The organism is Microbacterium sp. che218 (genome assembly GCF_040436305.1).
Taxonomy (GTDB): Bacteria; Actinomycetota; Actinomycetes; order Actinomycetales; family Microbacteriaceae; genus Microbacterium; species Microbacterium algihabitans.
Genome location: NZ_AP031501.1, coordinates 2,754,691 through 2,771,606, shown reverse-complemented (window position 1 = coordinate 2,771,606; position 16,916 = coordinate 2,754,691). Strand labels below are relative to the sequence as shown.

14 protein-coding genes are annotated in these 16,916 nt (G+C 70.5%); 2 read left to right on the top strand and 12 right to left on the bottom strand.

The genetic code is table 11. The features are described from left to right. The first annotated feature begins 81 nt into the window (after positions 1 to 81). Positions 82 to 1,608, top strand: a complete 1,527-nt coding sequence (locus tag ABXS86_RS13030) for a CitMHS family transporter (protein ID WP_353664754.1) — start codon at positions 82 to 84, stop codon at positions 1,606 to 1,608. Between the two features lie 60 nt (positions 1,609 to 1,668). On the opposite strand, the gene ABXS86_RS13025 is transcribed toward ABXS86_RS13030, so the two are convergent. The 6 genes from ABXS86_RS13025 to ABXS86_RS13000 all read right to left on the bottom strand — a co-directional run bounded on the left by ABXS86_RS13025 (position 1,669) and on the right by ABXS86_RS13000 (position 9,016). After that, positions 1,669 to 2,682 carry a LacI family DNA-binding transcriptional regulator gene (locus tag ABXS86_RS13025; RefSeq protein WP_353664753.1) on the bottom strand — a complete coding sequence of 338 codons (1,014 nt, stop codon included), beginning with the start codon at positions 2,680 to 2,682 and terminating at the stop codon, positions 1,669 to 1,671. Next, on the bottom strand, positions 2,675 to 4,207 hold the full coding sequence (locus tag ABXS86_RS13020; protein ID WP_353664752.1) for a sugar ABC transporter ATP-binding protein: 1,533 nt from the start codon (positions 4,205 to 4,207) through the stop codon (positions 2,675 to 2,677). The genes ABXS86_RS13025 and ABXS86_RS13020 overlap by 8 nt, the downstream gene beginning before the upstream one ends. Positions 4,208 to 4,259: 52 nt before the next feature. After that, positions 4,260 to 5,282, bottom strand: a complete 1,023-nt coding sequence (locus ABXS86_RS13015) for an ABC transporter permease subunit (RefSeq protein WP_307206542.1) — start codon at positions 5,280 to 5,282, stop codon at positions 4,260 to 4,262. Then, positions 5,282 to 6,325, bottom strand: coding sequence for an ABC transporter permease (locus tag ABXS86_RS13010; protein ID WP_353664751.1), 1,044 nt, complete (start codon positions 6,323 to 6,325; stop codon positions 5,282 to 5,284). The genes ABXS86_RS13015 and ABXS86_RS13010 overlap by 1 nt, the downstream gene beginning before the upstream one ends. Beyond that, positions 6,322 to 7,896 carry a sugar ABC transporter ATP-binding protein gene (locus ABXS86_RS13005; protein WP_353664750.1) on the bottom strand — a complete coding sequence of 525 codons (1,575 nt, stop codon included), beginning with the start codon at positions 7,894 to 7,896 and terminating at the stop codon, positions 6,322 to 6,324. The genes ABXS86_RS13010 and ABXS86_RS13005 overlap by 4 nt, the downstream gene beginning before the upstream one ends. Before the next feature lie 133 nt (positions 7,897 to 8,029). Next, a complete protein-coding gene (locus ABXS86_RS13000) occupies positions 8,030 to 9,016 on the bottom strand; it encodes an ABC transporter substrate-binding protein (RefSeq protein WP_353664749.1) in 987 nt (328 codons plus the stop codon). A gap of 236 nt (positions 9,017 to 9,252) precedes the next feature. Here ABXS86_RS13000 and ABXS86_RS12995 point away from each other — a divergent pair, with 236 nt between their 5' ends. After that, positions 9,253 to 9,813 (top strand): flavin reductase family protein, encoded by a 561-nt coding sequence (locus ABXS86_RS12995; protein ID WP_353664748.1) that lies wholly within the window; start codon positions 9,253 to 9,255, stop codon positions 9,811 to 9,813. Between the two features lie 37 nt (positions 9,814 to 9,850). Here ABXS86_RS12995 and ABXS86_RS12990 read toward each other — a convergent pair whose 3' ends face one another. The 6 genes from ABXS86_RS12990 to ABXS86_RS12965 form a co-directional block, all read right to left on the bottom strand. Beyond that, positions 9,851 to 10,690, bottom strand: a complete 840-nt coding sequence (locus ABXS86_RS12990; RefSeq protein ID WP_353664747.1) for a hypothetical protein — start codon at positions 10,688 to 10,690, stop codon at positions 9,851 to 9,853. Between the two features lie 50 nt (positions 10,691 to 10,740). Beyond that, entirely contained in the window at positions 10,741 to 11,562 is an 822-nt protein-coding gene (locus ABXS86_RS12985) for a hypothetical protein (RefSeq protein WP_353664746.1), read from the bottom strand. Continuing rightward, entirely contained in the window at positions 11,559 to 12,788 is a 1,230-nt protein-coding gene (locus tag ABXS86_RS12980) for a CaiB/BaiF CoA transferase family protein (protein ID WP_307206555.1), read from the bottom strand. Before ABXS86_RS12980 ends, ABXS86_RS12985 begins: the two co-directional genes overlap by 4 nt. Then, positions 12,785 to 13,762 (bottom strand): hydroxymethylglutaryl-CoA lyase, encoded by a 978-nt coding sequence (locus tag ABXS86_RS12975; protein ID WP_353664745.1) that lies wholly within the window; start codon positions 13,760 to 13,762, stop codon positions 12,785 to 12,787. The genes ABXS86_RS12980 and ABXS86_RS12975 overlap by 4 nt, the downstream gene beginning before the upstream one ends. Continuing rightward, positions 13,759 to 15,033 (bottom strand): hydroxymethylglutaryl-CoA reductase, degradative, encoded by a 1,275-nt coding sequence (locus ABXS86_RS12970; protein ID WP_353664744.1) that lies wholly within the window; start codon positions 15,031 to 15,033, stop codon positions 13,759 to 13,761. The genes ABXS86_RS12975 and ABXS86_RS12970 overlap by 4 nt, the downstream gene beginning before the upstream one ends. Positions 15,034 to 15,154: 121 nt before the next feature. Next, positions 15,155 to 16,909, bottom strand: coding sequence for a helix-turn-helix domain-containing protein (locus ABXS86_RS12965; protein ID WP_307206561.1), 1,755 nt, complete (start codon positions 16,907 to 16,909; stop codon positions 15,155 to 15,157). Between the last annotated feature and the right edge of the window lie 7 nt (positions 16,910 to 16,916).

Sequence of the window (16,916 nt, the reverse complement as noted above, 5' to 3'; positions counted from 1 at the left end):
CGCGGCCGACGACCCCGCATCCGTAGTGTCACCGAATCGACGGCGCGCCCCCGTGCCGGCATCCACGACGAAGGAGTCGCGATGACCCCCCTGATCCTCTCGGCCGAAGCCGTCGAGTACCCGGTGGCCTACACGCCCGCCGACGGTGTGCTCGTGGCTCTCGGCTTCCTGATGGTGCTGTCGTTCATGGCACTGATCATGACGCGGCGCATGACCCCGATGGTCGCCCTCATCATCGTGCCGACGGTGTTCGGCCTCATCGCCGGCGCCGGCTTCGGCCTGGGCGACATGGTCATCGACGCGATCGGCAAGATGGCGCCGACGGCCGCCCTGCTGCTGTTCGCCATCATGTACTTCGGCATCATGATCGACGTCGGGCTGTTCGACCCGCTCATCCGGGTGATCACGCGGGCGCTGGGCGACGACCCCGCGAAGGTCGTGCTCGGCACCGCGCTCCTCGCCGGTGCGGTCTCGCTCGACGGCGATGGCTCGACCACCTTCATCATCACGACCTCGGCGATGCTGCCGCTCTACCTGCGCCTGGGCATGAGCCCCGTCGTGCTCACCTGCGTCGCGGGCCTCATGAACGGCACGATGAACATCGTCCCGTGGGGTGGCCCGACCGTGCGCGCCGCCACCGCCCTGGGCCTGCAGCCCACCGACGTGTTCGTGCCGATGATCCCCTCGCTGCTCGCGGGCCTGGTCGTCTCGCTCGCGTTCGCCTGGTTCCTCGGCCTGTCGGAGCGCAAGCGTCTTGCCGGATCCGTCGACACCGCCAAGATCGACGGCCCGGGAGGCTTCGGTCGCCTCGGCGCCCCGAAGATCTTCCGCGGAGCCGAGCACAAGCCCGGCGCCCTCGCGTCGCTGCGCACCGGCAACATCGTCACCGTCCGCGGAGGACGCGACGCCGTCGCCGCCACGCAGCTGGTCGACACCGCCGACACCGCGATGGCCGACACGATGCTCGACCCCAACCGTGCGACCCTGCGGCCGAAGCTCATCTGGTTCAACCTCGTGCTGACGGCGGCCGTCATGGTGCTGCTGGTGCTCGACCTCTTCCCGCTCGCGTTCGTCTTCATGGTCGGAGCCGCGATCGCGCTGATCGTCAACTTCCCCAAGCTCCGTTCGCAGGCCGACGAGATCGTCGCCCACGCACCGAGCATCGTGGGTGTCGTGTCGATGGTGCTCGCCGCCGGCGTGCTGGTCGGTGTGCTGAACGGCACCGGCATGGTCACGGCCATGGCGTCGTGGATCACCGAGGTCATCCCCGCGTCGATGGGCCCGTTCCTCGCCGTCATCACCGGTGTGCTGTCGATCCCGTTCACGTTCTTCATGTCGAACGACGCGTTCTACTTCGGCATCCTCCCGGTGCTGGCCGAGAGCGCGGCGAACTACGGCATCGCCCCGGTCGAGATGGCCCGCGCCTCGATCACCGGCCAGCCGGTGCACCTGCAGAGCCCGCTGGTCCCGGCGATCCTGCTGCTCGTCTCGCTCGCCGGGGTCAACCTCGGCGACCACCACAAGAAGGTGCTGTGGCGCGCGACCGTCGTCTCGCTGGTGATGCTCGTGGTCGGCGTGCTCGTCGGCGCGGTGCCCCTGCTGGGCTGACGCCCGAATGCGACGAGACCCCGGATGCCATGGCATCCGGGGTCTTCTCGTTGGGACGGGTCAGCGCGTGGGCGGGGCCGAGGCGCGCACGATCAGGCGCGTCGGCAGGGGCGTGCTCTCGGTGACGGTGTCGGGCTCCTCGACGAGCAGCAGCACCTTCTGCATGAGGATCTCGCCCAGAGCGGCGAAGTCCTGGCGCACCGTCGTCAGCGAGGGGTAGACGAACGCGGCCTCGGGCACGTCGTCGAATCCGACGACGCCGATGTCTTCGGGCACCCGCAGGCCCCGCTCGCGCAGGGCCGACAGCACGCCGATCGCCATGTGGTCGTTGGCGACGAAGATCCCCTCGCCGGGGGTGAGGTCGGCCTCCGACGCGATGCGGTAGCCGCTCGCCGCCGACCAGTCGCCGTGCACCGCCGGGGTCGACTGCGCGCGCGCCGCCGCGACCTCGTCGCGCCATCCGCGCAGACGCTCGACCGCGTCGGGATTGCGGGCCGGGCCGGCGATGTGGCGCACCGTGTCGTAACCCGCCTCGAGCAGGTGACGCACCGCTCCCCGAGCCCCGCGGTACTGGTCGATCGCGACGAGGCGCGGATGCGGGCGGGCGCTGCTGGCCGAGGCGACGACGGGGATGTCGATGTCGAGGGCCTGCACCGCCGCGAGCACCTCGGTGTCGACCACGACGAGCACGATGGCATCCACCCTCTGCTTCAACAGCCCGTCGATGGCGGTGCGCACCGCGGCCACGTCGTTCTGCGGCGAGCTGATGGCGTCGACGTTGTAGCGCGCCGCGCGGGCGGCGAAGTTGAAGTTCGTCGCGATGGACGATGGACCGTAGTCGACCGTGCCGGGGGTGACGAGGCCGATCGTGCGCGTGCGCCGCGTGACCAGGGCGCGTGCGGCCGGCGACGGGCTGTAGCGCAGCTGCGCGATCGCCTGCTCGACCCGCGCGCGGGTGGCGGGGCGCACGTTGGGCATGTTGTTGAGCACGCGCGACACCGTCTGGTGCGACACCCCCGCCAGGCGTGCGACGTCGAAGATGTTGGCGGTGCGGGAGGTCTTGTCGTCAGCCACCGTCACCTGCCTCCGGGGTGGTGTGACCGGCGACGAGTGCGAGCAGCGCGTCGGAGGTGAGGTCGGCGGCCGGCACGATCTGGGCGAGCTCGCCGTCGCGCATCACGGCCACGAGATGAGCCACGCGCAGCACCTCGTCGAGCTCCGCGGAGATGTAGACGATCGACAGCCCGTTGTCGCTGAGCTCGCCGACGAGGCGTTGGATCTCGGCCTTCGCGCCGACGTCGATGCCGCGGGTCGGTTCGTCGAGCACGATCAGGCGCGGCGACAGCGCGAGAAGGCGCGCGAGGAGCACCTTCTGCTGGTTGCCGCCCGACAGCGTCGAGACGGGGCGGTCGATGTCGGCGGGGCGGATGTGCAGCGCCTCGACCCAGCTCATCGCCAGCTCGCGCCGCCGCGCCGTGCTCAGACGGTGGAACACGCCCCGCTGGGCCTGCAGCGCGAGGGTGATGTTGTCGAGCACGCTGAGGTCGCCGATGACCCCCTCGGTGCGCCGGTTCTCGGACGAATACGCGACCCGACGCCGGATCGCCTCGCGCGGAGTCGCCAGACGCACGGGGTCGCCGTCGATGCGCAGCTCGCCGGAGTCGGGATGGTCGACGCCGGTGAGCGCCCGGGCGAGCTCGCTACGGCCCGAGCCCAGCAAGCCCGCCACCCCGATCACCTCTCCCTCGGCGATGTCGAGGTCGGCGCCGCGCAGGCGGGATCCGGATGCCACGCCCCGGGCGCTCAGCACGGTGGGGCCGTCGGCCGGGTCGCTGGCGCGTTGCCCGAGCGGGGCGAGCGCCTCGACGGTGGCGCCGAGCATCTTCTCGACGAGATCGATGCGCAGGAGTTCGCGGGTGCCGTACTCGCCGACCAGGCGTCCTCCGCGCAGCACCGTCACGCGGTCGCAGATCTCGTAGACCTGGTCGAGGAAGTGCGACACGAACACGATCGCGATGCCCTGCGCCTTGAGGTCGCGGATGACGCGGAACAGTTCGGCGACCTCGTCGGCGTCGAGGCTCGAGGTGGGTTCGTCGAGCACGAGCACGCGGACGTCGGTCGAGACCGCGCGGGCGATCGCGACGAGCTGCTGCACCGCCAGCGGATGCGACGACAGCACCGAGGCGGCGTCGATGGCGACGCCGAGCGCCGCGAGCGCCTCGTCGGCCCGCTGCCGCATGGCCCGGTGATCGATGACGCCGAAGCGGCGCGGTTCGCGGCCGAGCGAGATGTTCTCGGCGACGGTCAGGTTGGGCAGCAGGTCGATCTCTTGATAGACGGTGGAGATGCCACGGGCCTGCGCGTCGGCGGGCGACGACAGCCGCACGACGCGGCCGTCGAGCGCGATCTCGCCGGCGTCGAGGCGCAACGCCCCGGTGATCGCCTTGATGAGGGTGGACTTGCCGGCGCCGTTCTCGCCCATGAGCGAGTGCACCTCGCCGGGCAGCAACCGGAAGTCGACGTCGGCGAGGGCCGATTCGACCCCGAAACGCACCGTCGCTCCGCGCACCTCGAGGAGGGGCGGAGCGACGGCGGACATGGGGTCAATCATGCCCGCGCCGCACCTGCTGCGCCGACACGACCCGGACGAATCACCGACTCAGCGCCGAGCGCGACACGATGACCCGCTGCACCACGACGAACAGCAGCAGGAGTGCACCCACCGTGATGCGCGTCCACGACTGCTCGGCACCCGAGAACGAGATGATCGTGCGGATCAGGCCGTAGACGAAGACGCCGATCATCGAGCCCACCACGAAGCCGCTGCCACCGGTGAGCAGCGTGCCGCCGATGACGACCGCGGCGATCGTGTCGAGCTCGGTGCCCACACCGTTCAGCGGATACCCCGCACCGGAGTACGCCGTGAGCACGATGCCCGCCAGCCCCGCGCACACCCCGCTGATGACGTAGACCGACAGCTTGGCGCGGACGACGGGCAGACCCATCAGGCGTGCCGACTGCTCGTTGCCGCCCACCGCGTACACGGTGCGGCCGAAGCGCGTGTACCGCAGCACGAAGGCGGCGAGCGCGACGACCAGCAGCGCGATGATGCCGGTGGGGGTGATGTACCACCCGGCGAACGAGAAGCGCGTCGACTGCAGCCACAGCAGACCCTCGTTGTCGACCTTGACCGACTCCAGGCTCACCACGAACGCGAGACCTCGAGCCAGGAACATGCCGATGAGCGACGCGATGAACGGCTGCACGTCGAAGAACTGCACGAGCACGCCGATCAGCAGGCCGATCGCCGCGCCGATGAGCACCATCGCGGGGAGGGCGACGGCGACGGGGACGCCGTCGGAGAGCATCTTCGCGCAGAGGATGCCGGTGAAGGCCATCACCGCCCCGACCGACAGGTCGATGCCGCCGGTGAGGATGACGAAGGTCATGCCGACGGCCAGCACGAGCAGATACGCGTTGTCGAGCAGGATCGACGACATGATGCGCGGGAGCTGGAAGTTGGGGAACCAGTACATGGCCCCCGCGATCATCACGACCAGGATGACGACCGCCGCGAACACCGGCACCCACGAGATGTGGCGGCTGAGGAAGCGACGGTAGGTCGAGGTGGGCGACGACGACGCCGTGCGCCGTTCTTCGGTGAGAGTGGCCATCAGGACAGCACCTTTGCGTCAGGACGTCGGGTGAGCGGGCGCGCCGCGGAGCGGCCCGCCGAGTGGAAGTACGCGCGGAACCGACGCGACTGCAGCAGCACCACGATGAGCACGGCCACGGCCATGAACACGGGGCTGACCGCGGGCGGCACCCCGAGGAAGGTGATCGTGCTCTTGAGCGTCTGGATGGTGAAGACGCCCACCACGGTGCCGGCGAGACTGAACTTGCCGCCCGCGAGCGAGGTGCCGCCCAGGACGACGGCGAGGATCGCGTCGAGCTCGATGTAGAGCCCTGCCGCATTGGCATCCGCCGCCATGATGTTCGAGCTGTAGAGGATCCCCGCCATGCCGGCCAGGGCCCCGCTGGCGATGTAGGCGCCCCAGATGATGCCGCGCGAGCGGACGCCGGCCAGACGGCTCGCCTCGGGGTTGATGCCGACCGCCTCGGTCAGCATGCCGAGGGCCGTTCGCCGCTCGAGCACGCCGATGACGAGCACCGCGACGATCGAGACGTAGAACGCGAAGGGCAGTCCCAAGACGTACCCGCCCGCGATGAACTTATACGGATCGCTGTTGATGGTCGTGATGAAGCCGCCCGTGATCAGCAGGGCGACGCCGCGACCGGCGAGCATGAGCACGAGCGTGGCGATGATGGGTTGGATGCCGAGGACCGAGACGAGGAACCCGTTCCAGACCCCGAGCAGCAGGGCGACGCCCACGGCCGCGGCGATCGCGGTGAAGACGACGCCGAGGTTGCCCGGGTCGGGTGAGGCCTCGATCACGGTGAGCGCGACGGCCCCCGAGACGGCCATGATCGCCCCGACCGAGAGGTCGATGCCGCGCGTGGCGATGACCAGGGTCATACCGAGCGCGACCAGCATCAACGGTGCGCTGTTGCGCAGGATGTCGATGAGCGAGCCGTAGAGCTGGCCGTTCTGCACGGTGACGCTAAGGAACGAGGGGCGCGAGATCGTGTTGACGGCGATCAGCGCGAGGAGCGCGGCGATCGGCCAGACGAGGCGGTGCGCGAGGAACTTCTTCATGCGATCTTCTCCCGATCGGACGACACTGTCTCGGGTACGGTGGGCGCGGCCTGCTGCGACTGCCCCTCGGCGATGTAGGTCACCAGGGCGTCGAGATCGACGTCGCGGGTGGCCAGCTCGCCGATCTTACGACGGTCGCGCAGCACCGCCACCCGTTGGGCGATGCGCAGTACCTCCTCGAGTTCCGACGAGATGAAGACGACCGACAGGCCCTTCTCGGCGAGCTCGGCGACCTTGCGCTGGATGTCGGCCTTGGCGCCGACGTCGATGCCGCGCGTGGGCTCGTCGAGGATGAGCAGCTCGGGGGCGGTGGCCAACCACCGGGCCAGCAGCACCTTCTGCTGGTTGCCCCCCGAGAGGTTGCGGATGAGGGCGTTCGGGTCGGCGGGCCGCACCCCGAGGGCGGTGATGTATTCGTCGACGACCGCCTGCTTCTCGGCGGCGCTGATGCGGCGCATCGCTCCGCGTCGGGCCTGGATGCCGAGCACGATGTTCTCGGCGACGGTGAGGTCGCCGACGATGCCCTCGGCACGACGGTCCTCCGACGAGAACGCGATGCCGCGGTCGAGGGCGTGACGGGGCGATCCCGTGCGCGATGCGGTGCCGCCGACGTCGACGGATCCCTGGTCGGGACGGTCCGCGCCGGCGAGCATTCGCGCGAGCTCGGTGCGACCCGATCCCAGGAGCCCCGCGAGCCCGACGATCTCGCCCCCGAACACGTCGAGATCGACGGGCTCGAGGGCGTTCTTGCGACCGAGGCCCGAGGCCCGCAGCACGGGCGTGCCGGTGCGGTCGATGGGCCGCTCGGCACTGGCGGAGAGCGATTCCAGCTCCCCCAGCTCGCGGCCGATCATCTTGGCCACGAGCTGCTCGCGGCCGAGCTCGGTGATGGCGTACTCGCCGACGAGCGTGCCGTTGCGCAGCACGGTGAGCCGGTCGGATATCTCGTAGATCTGGTCGAGGAAGTGCGACACGAACAGGATCGCCACCCCCCGGTCGCGCAGGTCGCGGATCACCGAGAACAGCTGCTCCACCTCGCCCCGATCGAGGCTCGAGGTCGGCTCGTCGAGCACGAGCACCTTGGTGTCGACCACCATTGCGCGGCTGATGGCGACCAGCTGCTGCACCGCGATGGAGTGGCTGGCGAGGATCGAACGGGTGTCGATGCGCACGCCCAGCTCGGCGAGGTAGGTGGCGGCCGCGGCGTGCGTGGCCTTCCAATCCACCATGCCCGCTCGGCGGATCTCGGCACCGAGCATGACGTTCTCACCGACGGTGAGGTTCTGGCAGAGGTTGACCTCTTGGTAGACGGTGGCGACACCGGCGGCCTGTGCGTCGGCGGTGGTGCGGAACTGCCGCTCCTCACCGGCGACGCGGATGCTGCCCGCGTCGATGCCGTAGACCCCGGTCAGCGCCTTGATGAGAGTGGACTTGCCGGCTCCGTTCTCGCCCATCAGCGAGTGCACCTCGCCGGCGCGGAGGGTGAAGTCCACGTCGTCGAGCGCCTTCACCCCGGGGAACTGGATCGTGATGCCGCTCATCTCGACCACGGCGGATCGTTCGGGTGTCATGTCGATCGCTTTCTCTGATCGGTGGCGTGCGGGACCGGGGAGGACCCGGCCCCGCACGCCGGGGAGGATGTTCCGTCGATGCCGTGGCAATCGGACGGGTGCCGCCGTGGGAACGACGGCCGATCCCTGCGGATCAGTAGGGGCGGCTGTCGAGGACCTTGGTGGCCTGCTCCTGGTCGAAGGCCTGGTCTTCGACGATGTAGCTCTTGTCGACGGACTCGCCCGCGACGACCTTCTTCACGATCTCGGCGGCCTTCTCACCGAGCAGCGGGTTGCACTCCACGATGTAGTTGAACTCGCCCTTGGAGAGGGCGGTCATGCCGTCTTTGACAGCGTCGATCGTGACGATCTTGATGTCGGTGCCGGGCGTGAGACCCGCCGCCTTGATCGCCTCGAGCGCGCCGAGACCCATGTCGTCGTTGTGCGCGAAGAGCAGGTTGATCTGCGAGCCGTACTTCTGCAGGAAGCCCTCCATGACCGTCTTGCCCTCGGCGCGGGTGAAGTTGCCGGTCTGCGAGTCGAGCACCTTGATGTCGGTGTCGGAGATCGCGGAGTTGAATCCCTCGGCCCGGTCGGTCGCCGCCGACGATCCGGTGGTGCCCTCGAGCACGACCATGTTGGTGGGCGTCGAGCCGAAGTTGTCGGCCACCCACTTGCCGGCCGTCTCGCCCTCCTTCTTGAAGTCGAGCCCGACCCAGCTGGCGTAGAGGTCGTCGGATGCCGAGACCGTGCGGTCTTCGAGAATCACCGGGATGTTGGCGTCCTTGGCCTCTGTGAGCACGTCGTCCCAGCCGTCGGTGACGATCGGAGCGAGCACGATCGCGTCGACGCCCTGGTTGATGAAGCTGCGGACCGCGGCGATCTGCGCCTCGGGCTTGTTGTCGGCCGCGTTGAAGATGAGGTTGAAGCCGTTGGCCTCGCTGAACGCCTCCTTCATCGACTCGGTGTTCGCGCTGCGCCAGCCGCTCTCGGAGCCGGTCTGGGCGAAGCCGACCGTGATGACGTCGCTGCCGCCTCCGCCGCCGCCCGCTGCCGCTCCCCCGCCGCCTGCGCAGCCGGTCGCGGTGAGTGCGATCGCTCCCACGAGCGCTGCGCCCGCGATGATCTTGTTCGCCTTCATGATGAAACCTCCTCGTTTCGCCGGCGCCTGTGCCGGTGTCATGTGTGCAGCACCTCGGGTGCGCCGTGTTGGAATGTTAGCGCTCACACGAGACGTGCTGTCAAGCAATCTCACTCCCGCAAATGTCACGGATTGATAAATGTGAAGCTTCACACTTCGGGTCCCGGCCATCCGCGGCGTGTCGTCGTGTTGCGCCCGGCGATGCCCCACGCCCGGTGAGCGCCTACCGTGGATGTATGACTTCCCTTCCGCATGCAGCCCCCGAGAGCACTCCCGCCATCGGCACCTCGGTCTCGGCGGACGACTTCAAGCGCGCGTTCCGCGGGCACCCGGGCGGGATCGCGGTCATCACTGCGGACGGAGAGAACGGCCCCGTCGCCCTGACCGCGTCGTCGGTGTCGTCGGTCAGCGCCGATCCGCCGCTGCTGATCTTCTCGGTGTCGGCGCTGTCGTCGGCGACGCCCACCATCATCGCGGCCGACACGATCGTGGTGCACCTGCTCGACGCCGAAGACATCTCGCTTGCCCGCGCGGGCGCGACCAGCGGCCTCGACCGCTTCGCCGACACGTCGACCTGGTCGCGCCTGGCCACCGGCGAGCCGGTCTACCACGGCGTGCGGGCGTGGCTGCGGTGCAAGATCGTCAGCCGAATGGATGCCGGCGGCTCCACGGTCATCGCCGCCCAAGCCCTGCAGGTCGACGTCGAGCGCGACCTCGAGCCCGGCGAGCCCGGCGCCGCGCTGGTCTACCACAACCGCACGTGGCACCGCCTCGGCGAGCACTCGCGTCTCGACTGAGCCACGTCGGCCGGGGCCGCAACGCCTCGGAATCGCGTCAGAGGCCGCAGTACGCCGCGTAGAAGTCGTACATCTTGCGGCGCAGGTCGTCGGACGCCGTCAGCCGCACGGTCCCCGTCTGACCGTCGGCCGTGGTGACGGCGAACGGGATGAGCGTGCCGACCTTGTCTTCGGCGAGCGCATGCGCATCGCAGCGGTTGGGGACGAAGGGGACGCGCAGCTCGCTCGCGGCGTCGGTTCCTCGCACGACGCGCGAGATCGTCACCGTCGGAGCCCCGCCCGCGCCGTCCCACGGCGCCAGCAACGTCGTGCCCTCGACGGAGTCGATCGTGAACGATCCGTCTCCGCTGCCCGCGCCGATGGCCACGACCAGGTCGGCGGGGGTCCCCGGCCCGCCGCCCTCGAAGTCGGCCGACGCGATCGTCGCCACGTCGTCGACCGCGGCGGTGAAGCACGCTGTCGCGTGAGCCGCCGGGAGGAACGAGAACCGGTCGCCGGGCGTGATGGTCTCCGTGCCCGACGACGCGGCATCCCGCCAGTCCACCTCGACCACGGCGGATGCCGCTTGCTCGCCGCAGACGGCATCCGGAAGCGCGATCCGCAGGTCGGGCGATCCCTTGCCCGGCTCGAGGTCGACGGGGCGACCGTCCCACGCCGGATCGCCGGGGTAGTCCGCCGAGACGAGTCGCACGCCCGTGATCGTCACGGTGCGCTCGCTGCCATTGGTGACGCTCACCGCGATGCGTCCCTTGGCGATGTCAGAGCGGGGTTGGTACAGATCGGCCGTGAGCGCGGGGGCGGGCTCGGCCGGGGCCGTCGGCGCGCACCCCGTGAGGCACAGCGCGAGCGCGAGGATCACCGTGAGTCTCCACCGCATCCGCGCCCCTTCCGCCGTGGACGAAATCTACCTCTCCGCGTGGATGTGGGTCAGAACGCCCCGGCGTCGGAAAAGGCGATCTCGGCTGTCGCCAGCACCTCGTCGCCCGGGCCGACGGCGAGCACACGGGACGCTTCGGCACTGCCGCATAGGCGGATGTCCGTGTCGACGAAGGCGGGCGCCATCATCCGCACGCTCAACGCCGTCATACGACGGCCCCCCGCGTGACGACGCGCGGCGTCCGCCATCAAGATCCGCAGCAGGGGCCCGTGCACGAGAAGGTCGGCGAGTCCCTCCACGTCCTGCGCCCACCGCCGGTCGTAATGCACGAGGTGGGTGTTGCCGGTGAGCGCCGAGAACCGGAACAGATGCCGGGCGTCGAGATGAACGAGTTCGATCCAGTCGGCGTCGGCCACTGCGGCGGAGTCGATGCGCGGTGGGCGGGGAGGGCCGTCCGCCGCGCCGAGGAAGACGTCGTGCCAGGTGCTGCGCGCGACGACGCGGCCTCCGACCGCGAAGGTGCGCTCGATGTCGGCGAACACGAGCCGCCCGCGGGCGCCGCTCTTCTCCGTGAGGGTCCCGGCCCGCGCCGCCTGCGTCACATCGTCGCCGATGCGGAGCGGAGCCTCGAAGACCGTGTCCTCCCCCGCATACATGCGGCGAGGGAGGTCGATCTCGGGAAGGATGCCGTCGCGCGCGGGCGTTCCATCCGGCCGGAGATCCGCGAAGGGCACGGCGAAGGGGAAGAGGATCCCCTCCCACGCGGGAGGGAGCGCCCCCGATGCGGTCAGAGGCGACTGCCCCGCCGCGAAAGTGCCTCGATAGCCCTCCGCATGCGCGGCGTCCACCGCCTGCGTGCGTACGACCGTCATGACAGCGCTCCCGTCGCCCGGAGTCGGGCGATCTGCTCGGCGTCGTACCCCGCGAGACCCATCAGCACGGCGTCCGAATGCTCGGCGAAGCGGTTGGCCCGACGGTTCGGGGTCGCCGGGGTGGCGCTGAGCTTGATCGGCTGTCCGAACATGCGCAGCACGCCCAGTGGACCGTAATCGGCCTCGACGACCATGTCGCGCTCGGAGGTGCCCGGGTCGTCGACGACCTCTCCGATGGTCTTGATGGCGGTGAGCGGGATGACATCTCCCGCCAGTTCCTCGAGCTCGGCTTTGGTGCGGGTGACAAGCCAGCGGCTCACCAGCGGCTTGACCCGCCGAGCATAGACCTCGGGGTCGAACCGCTTGCGCATCGTGTCGATCTCGATGTCGTCGGCGGCCTCGGGGTCACCGAAGAGTTCGCAGCTCGCGCGCCACAGCTTGTCGGTGTAGGCCCCGAAGAACACCTGTCCGTCGGCGCAGTCGAACAGTTCGTAGGGCCGCACCCACGCGTGCTCGTTGCCGGCCGGCGTGGCTTCGACTCCCCGCACGGTGTAGTCGACGACCGCCGTCTCGGTGAGGGCGAGTACGCTGTCAACCTGGGCCACATCGACCAACTGCCCCTCCCCCGTCCGCTCGGCGTGACGCAGCGCCGCGAGCGTTCCCACGACGGCGAACAACGTGGCGGAGAGATCGCCGATGGTCACGCCGACGCGTACGGGCGGCTGATCGGGGTAGCCGTTCATCGACCACAGCCCGCCGGCCGCCTGCGCGGTGTTGTCGAAGGCGGGACGGCGGCTGCGCGATCCGGTCTGGCCGTACCCGGAGATGGCGACGTACACCAGCCGCGGATTCACCTCGCGCAGCACCTCGTAGCCCACGCCGAGCTTCGCCATGGTGCCAGGGCGGAAGTTCTCGACCAGGATGTCGGCGCGACGCACCAGCTCGCGCAGCGTCTCGACGCCGCCGGGGGCCGTCAGGTCGAGTCCCACGCCGAGTTTGCCGCGGTTGTACTGCGCGTAATACCCGCTGAACTCCTCGTCGCCGTCGGTGAGATAGGGCGGGAACCCGCGTGAGACGTCGGGGTCGCGGGGGTTCTCGATCTTGATCACGGTCGCGCCGAGGTCGGCGAGCATCTGCGCCGCGTATGGCCCGGCGAGCACGCGCGACAGGTCGAGCACGACGACGCCGCTGAGCGAGCCGGCACCGGGGTCGAGAAGGGTGGTCATGCGGGGGTCTCCTCCCGGTCGGGAATGGGCGAGGCCTCGAGCGCGGCGGCGACCCGGGAGGCGTACGGGCGCCCGCGGATCCTCGAAAGCCAAGCGCTCGTGCGCGCGAGGGCGACGAGGTCGACTCCCGTGCGGATGCCGAGGCCCTCCAGCATCCAGACGAGGTCCTCGGTCGCGAGGTTGCCGGTGGCCCCCGGGGCGTAAGGGCAGCGGCCGAGCCCACCCACCGAGGAGTCGAACTCGACCACGCCGTTGCGAAGGCCCGCATAGACGTTGGCGAGGGCCTGGCCGTACGTGTCGTGCAGGTGAAGCGCGAGAGCGGAACGGGAGATCCCGGCGGCCGCCACCGCATCGATCATGCGCTCGACGTGGCCCGCCGTCGCGACCCCGATCGTGTCGCCGAGAGCGAGCGTGCGGCATCCGGATGCGCTCAACGCGGAGGCGGCATCGACCACGGCTGCGGTGTCGACCGCCCCTTCCCAGGGGTCGCCGAACGACATGGAGACGTACCCGCGGACGGGGATGCCGGCCGCCCGAGCCCCCGCGACGACCTCGGTCGCGCGGGCGATCGATCCCGCCCGGTCGGTGTTCAGGTTCGCCCGCGCGAACGAGTCCGTCGCACTCACGACGACGGCGACCTCCCGCACCCCCGCGGACAGGGCGTCGTCGAGTCCGCGACGGTTCGGGACGAGGGCGACACCTCGCGCGCCGTCAGGCACGTCGACGGATGCCACGACCTCGCGCGCATCGGCGAGCTGCGGGATCCACGACGGCGGCACGAAGCTCGTGACCTCGAGGGCGCGCACCCCCGCGGCATACAGGCGGGAGCACAGTGCGACCTTCACCGCAGTGGGGATGACGTCGCTCTCGGCCTGCAGCCCATCGCGGGGTCCGACCTCGTAGACACTGACCGCAGCCGGCATCCCCTCGACAGGAACGGGCCGGGGACGGCGTACCGGCGAGGGATCGCTCACGACGAGCTCCTGCGCAAATCGGCGAGCACCTCGGCGGCATGCTCGACGCGGATGCGTCCGTCCGCCACGATGCGCGCGGCGACCTCGGCGATCTCACCCACCGTCGCCCCCGCGCTGGCGGCGATCGTGCGAGCGTGGAGGGTCATGTGACCGCGCTGGATGCCCTCTGCGGCGAGGGCCCGGCACGCCGCGAGATTCTGCGCGAGCCCCACTGCGGCGATCGTCGCGGCGAGCTCGCGGGCCGAATCGATCCGCAGGAGGTCGACGCCCGCCCGGGCCGTCGGGTGCGCGCGGGTCGCACCGCCGACCAGTCCCACCGCCAGCGGCACCTCCAGGGTTCCGACGAGGTCGCCGTCGGGCGTGCGCTCGAACCGGGACAGCGACCGGTACGCACCGTCACGGGCCGCGTGCGAGTGGCATCCGGCCTCCACTGCGCGGGTGTCGTTGCCCGTGGCGAGCACCACGGCCGTGATGCCGTTCATGATGCCCTTGTTGTGGGTGGCGGCGCGGTAGGCGTCTGCCTCGGCGAAGGCGCTGGCCGCCTCGATGTCGGCCACCACCTGAGCGCCGCCCAGCAGATCGGCGGGGAACACGGCCCGTACACGGGTGAGACGCAGGTCCGCTTTGTTGGTGAGGATGCGCAGGAGCGTGCGGGCACCGGCGATCTCGGCGACCCGCGGAGCGAGCGCCTCCGCCATCGTGTTCACCGCGTTGGCGCCCATCGCGTCGCGCACATCGACGTGCAGGTGCACGATGACCTGCGTACCGGTGCGGGTGGGGAGCGTCCGCACGGAGATGTCGCTCGCTCCGCCGCCGAGAGAGACGAGCAGCGGGTCTTGGGCGTCGGCCAGCGCGAGCAGCTCGTCTCGGGCTTCGAGCAGACGCAGTCGCGCCCCTTCGGGGTCGACGGCGTCGACCACCTGAACCTGCGCGATCATGACATCGCCCGTCGTCGAGGTGGAGAAACCGCCGGTCGCACGGGCGATGCGCGCCGCATTGGACGCGGCTGCGACGACGGACGGCTCCTCGGTCGCCATCGGGACCAGTCGGTCGACACCGTCGATGCGGAAGTTCGTCGCGATGCCCATGGGCACGCCGAGAATCCCTACGACGTTCTCCACCATGTGATCGGCCTGAGACAGCGTGAGCCCCTGAGCCGGGTCGAGGCAGGCGAGAGCCCCGGGTCCGAGGCCGGCGGCTTCTTCGACGAGAGTCCGACGCTCGAGCGGGTCGTGGTCGCGGAGTCCGGAGAGTCGGCTGGTGGGGGTCACGCGGGCTCCTTTGCGGGCGGTGAGGAGCCGCGTCGACCGCGGCGTCCCTTCGACGCTAGGTCGACGTGGGCCGGCCGAGTAGGGACGGGTCGCACACACCGAAGGACCGCGGGTGGGCGATTCATCCACCCGCACCGCGTTCCATCCGCTCACGCAGTTCGTCGAGCCGTACCGCGACGGACAGACGGAAGAAGCGCTCGTCGTCGCGCCACCCCTCACCGAGCAGCGCGTCGAGCTTCTCGAGCCGCTGCAGGATCGTGTTCGTGTGGAACGTCAGCGCGCGGGCCGTGCGGGTGGGGCTCGCTCCATGGCGGACGAACGCACGGAGCGTCGCGAGCAGGTCGCTTCCACGGGCGTCGTCGTGTCGCCGCACCGCCCCGAGGGACGCGTCGAGGAACGAGAGCAGCGCGCGGCGGTCCGCTCCGATCGTCGCCGTGTAGGGGAGCATCTCGTCGGCAGGGACGAGGGCATTGCGGAGCCCGAGGGCGCGAGCCAGGGCGAGGGCGGAGCGAACCTGCCCTGCCGCCCGTGATGGCCCTCCGTCGTCGACCGTGCCCGTGACCGCCAACACCTCGGTGTCGAGATGCTCGCGCAGCGCGGCGAACGCAGCCGCGTCGAGGGCCGTCGCGTGCGCAGCCACCACGAGACCATCGAGCTCGCCGACCAGGGCGGAACTTCCGAGATGATGCGCCACCGCGCGGGCCGTCGCCGCGCGTTCGATCCCCACCACCGCGAAGGCCGTCACCGCGGTGAGCGCTTCTTCCTCGACCCCGGCCCGCCGCAGGGCCGAGGCCACGTCGGCACGTCTCTGCGGCGACGCGGTGACCAGGTCGACGAGCAGATCGGAACGCTGACGGTGATCGGCCTCGGCCACCGCCTCCTCCGACAGGGCGAGGAGGGCGGCGACCTGCGCCGCGCGCTCGATCGTGCGGCGATCGACGTCGTCGAGGGGACGAGCGGGCGTCCCCACGACGATCGCGCCCAGCACCCGCGCACCGGCGGTGAGGAGGCTGACGGTGCGCTCCCGGGCGTCCTCCGCGTCGCCGACCGGGCCGAGCGCGCCACTCGCGAGATCGGCGTCGGCCCCGCCGTCGGCCGCGCGGATCGACCCCGCTGCATCCACGATCACGATCGGCGCCTGCAGGGCGTGCGCGAGGGCACCGGCGACGGGGGCGAGACCGCCGCCCGCGAGCACCGCATCGACGAGCTCGCGGTGCACGCGGTTGGCGCGGTCGCGAGCCGCCACGTGAGCGGTGAGCTCGGCGACGGCGGCGCGCGCGAGATCAGCCTGCCGTCGGGCATCGGCGAGGGCCGCGGCCGTCTGCAGCACGACCGAGGCATGGTCGGCGAGCGCCGCCAGCAGGGCGGTGTCATCGGGGGTGAAGACGCGCTCGCGCCGCTCCGCGACGAACAGCACGCCCAGTACCCGCGTATCGGATAGCAGGGGCACCCCGAGCATCGACACGATGCCCTCGCCGGTCACCGCGGCGTCCACCCCGATCGAATGACGTTCCGCGGCGACGAGGTCGTAGCGGCGCACCGCCCGCGGCATCCGACTCTCCGCGATCGCACTCACCAGCCCTCGCCCGGGAGGGACCACGAGTTCGCGTAGCGCCGTGGTGACCGCACCGCGGGTCGCCCGCACTCGCAGCGTCGCATCGACGTCGTCGAATTCCGAGAGATAAGCGACGTCGGCCGCGAGCAGCTCCTGGGCGCGTTCGACGAGGCGGGCGAGCACGGCATCGGTGTCACGGACCGCCGTCAACTCGCGAGCGCTGGCGAACAGCGCCGTCAACTCGGCTGTACGGCGGCGCAGGCCCGCGACATCGTCGACGCTCGGGGCGGGCGACGGCGGGGTGGGATTCGACGACGGCACCGTCGAC

Bases quoted from the DNA above. Each gene is read 5' to 3' on its own strand.
- ABXS86_RS12980 (WP_307206555.1), bottom strand. From the start codon at position 12,788: ATGACCACCCTTCTCGACCCCGGTGCCGGCTCGCTCAGCGGCGTCGTC.
- ABXS86_RS12990 (WP_353664747.1), bottom strand. From the start codon at position 10,690: ATGCGGTGGAGACTCACGGTGATCCTCGCGCTCGCGCTGTGCCTCACG.
- ABXS86_RS13010 (WP_353664751.1), bottom strand. From the start codon at position 6,325: ATGAAGAAGTTCCTCGCGCACCGCCTCGTCTGGCCGATCGCCGCGCTC.
- ABXS86_RS12985 (WP_353664746.1), bottom strand. From the start codon at position 11,562: ATGACGGTCGTACGCACGCAGGCGGTGGACGCCGCGCATGCGGAGGGC.
- ABXS86_RS13015 (WP_307206542.1), bottom strand. From the start codon at position 5,282: ATGGCCACTCTCACCGAAGAACGGCGCACGGCGTCGTCGTCGCCCACC.
- ABXS86_RS13020 (WP_353664752.1), bottom strand. From the start codon at position 4,207: ATGTCCGCCGTCGCTCCGCCCCTCCTCGAGGTGCGCGGAGCGACGGTG.
- ABXS86_RS13005 (WP_353664750.1), bottom strand. From the start codon at position 7,896: ATGACACCCGAACGATCCGCCGTGGTCGAGATGAGCGGCATCACGATC.
- ABXS86_RS12995 (WP_353664748.1), top strand. From the start codon at position 9,253: ATGACTTCCCTTCCGCATGCAGCCCCCGAGAGCACTCCCGCCATCGGC.
- ABXS86_RS13030 (WP_353664754.1), top strand. From the start codon at position 82: ATGACCCCCCTGATCCTCTCGGCCGAAGCCGTCGAGTACCCGGTGGCC.
- ABXS86_RS13000 (WP_353664749.1), bottom strand. From the start codon at position 9,016: ATGAAGGCGAACAAGATCATCGCGGGCGCAGCGCTCGTGGGAGCGATC.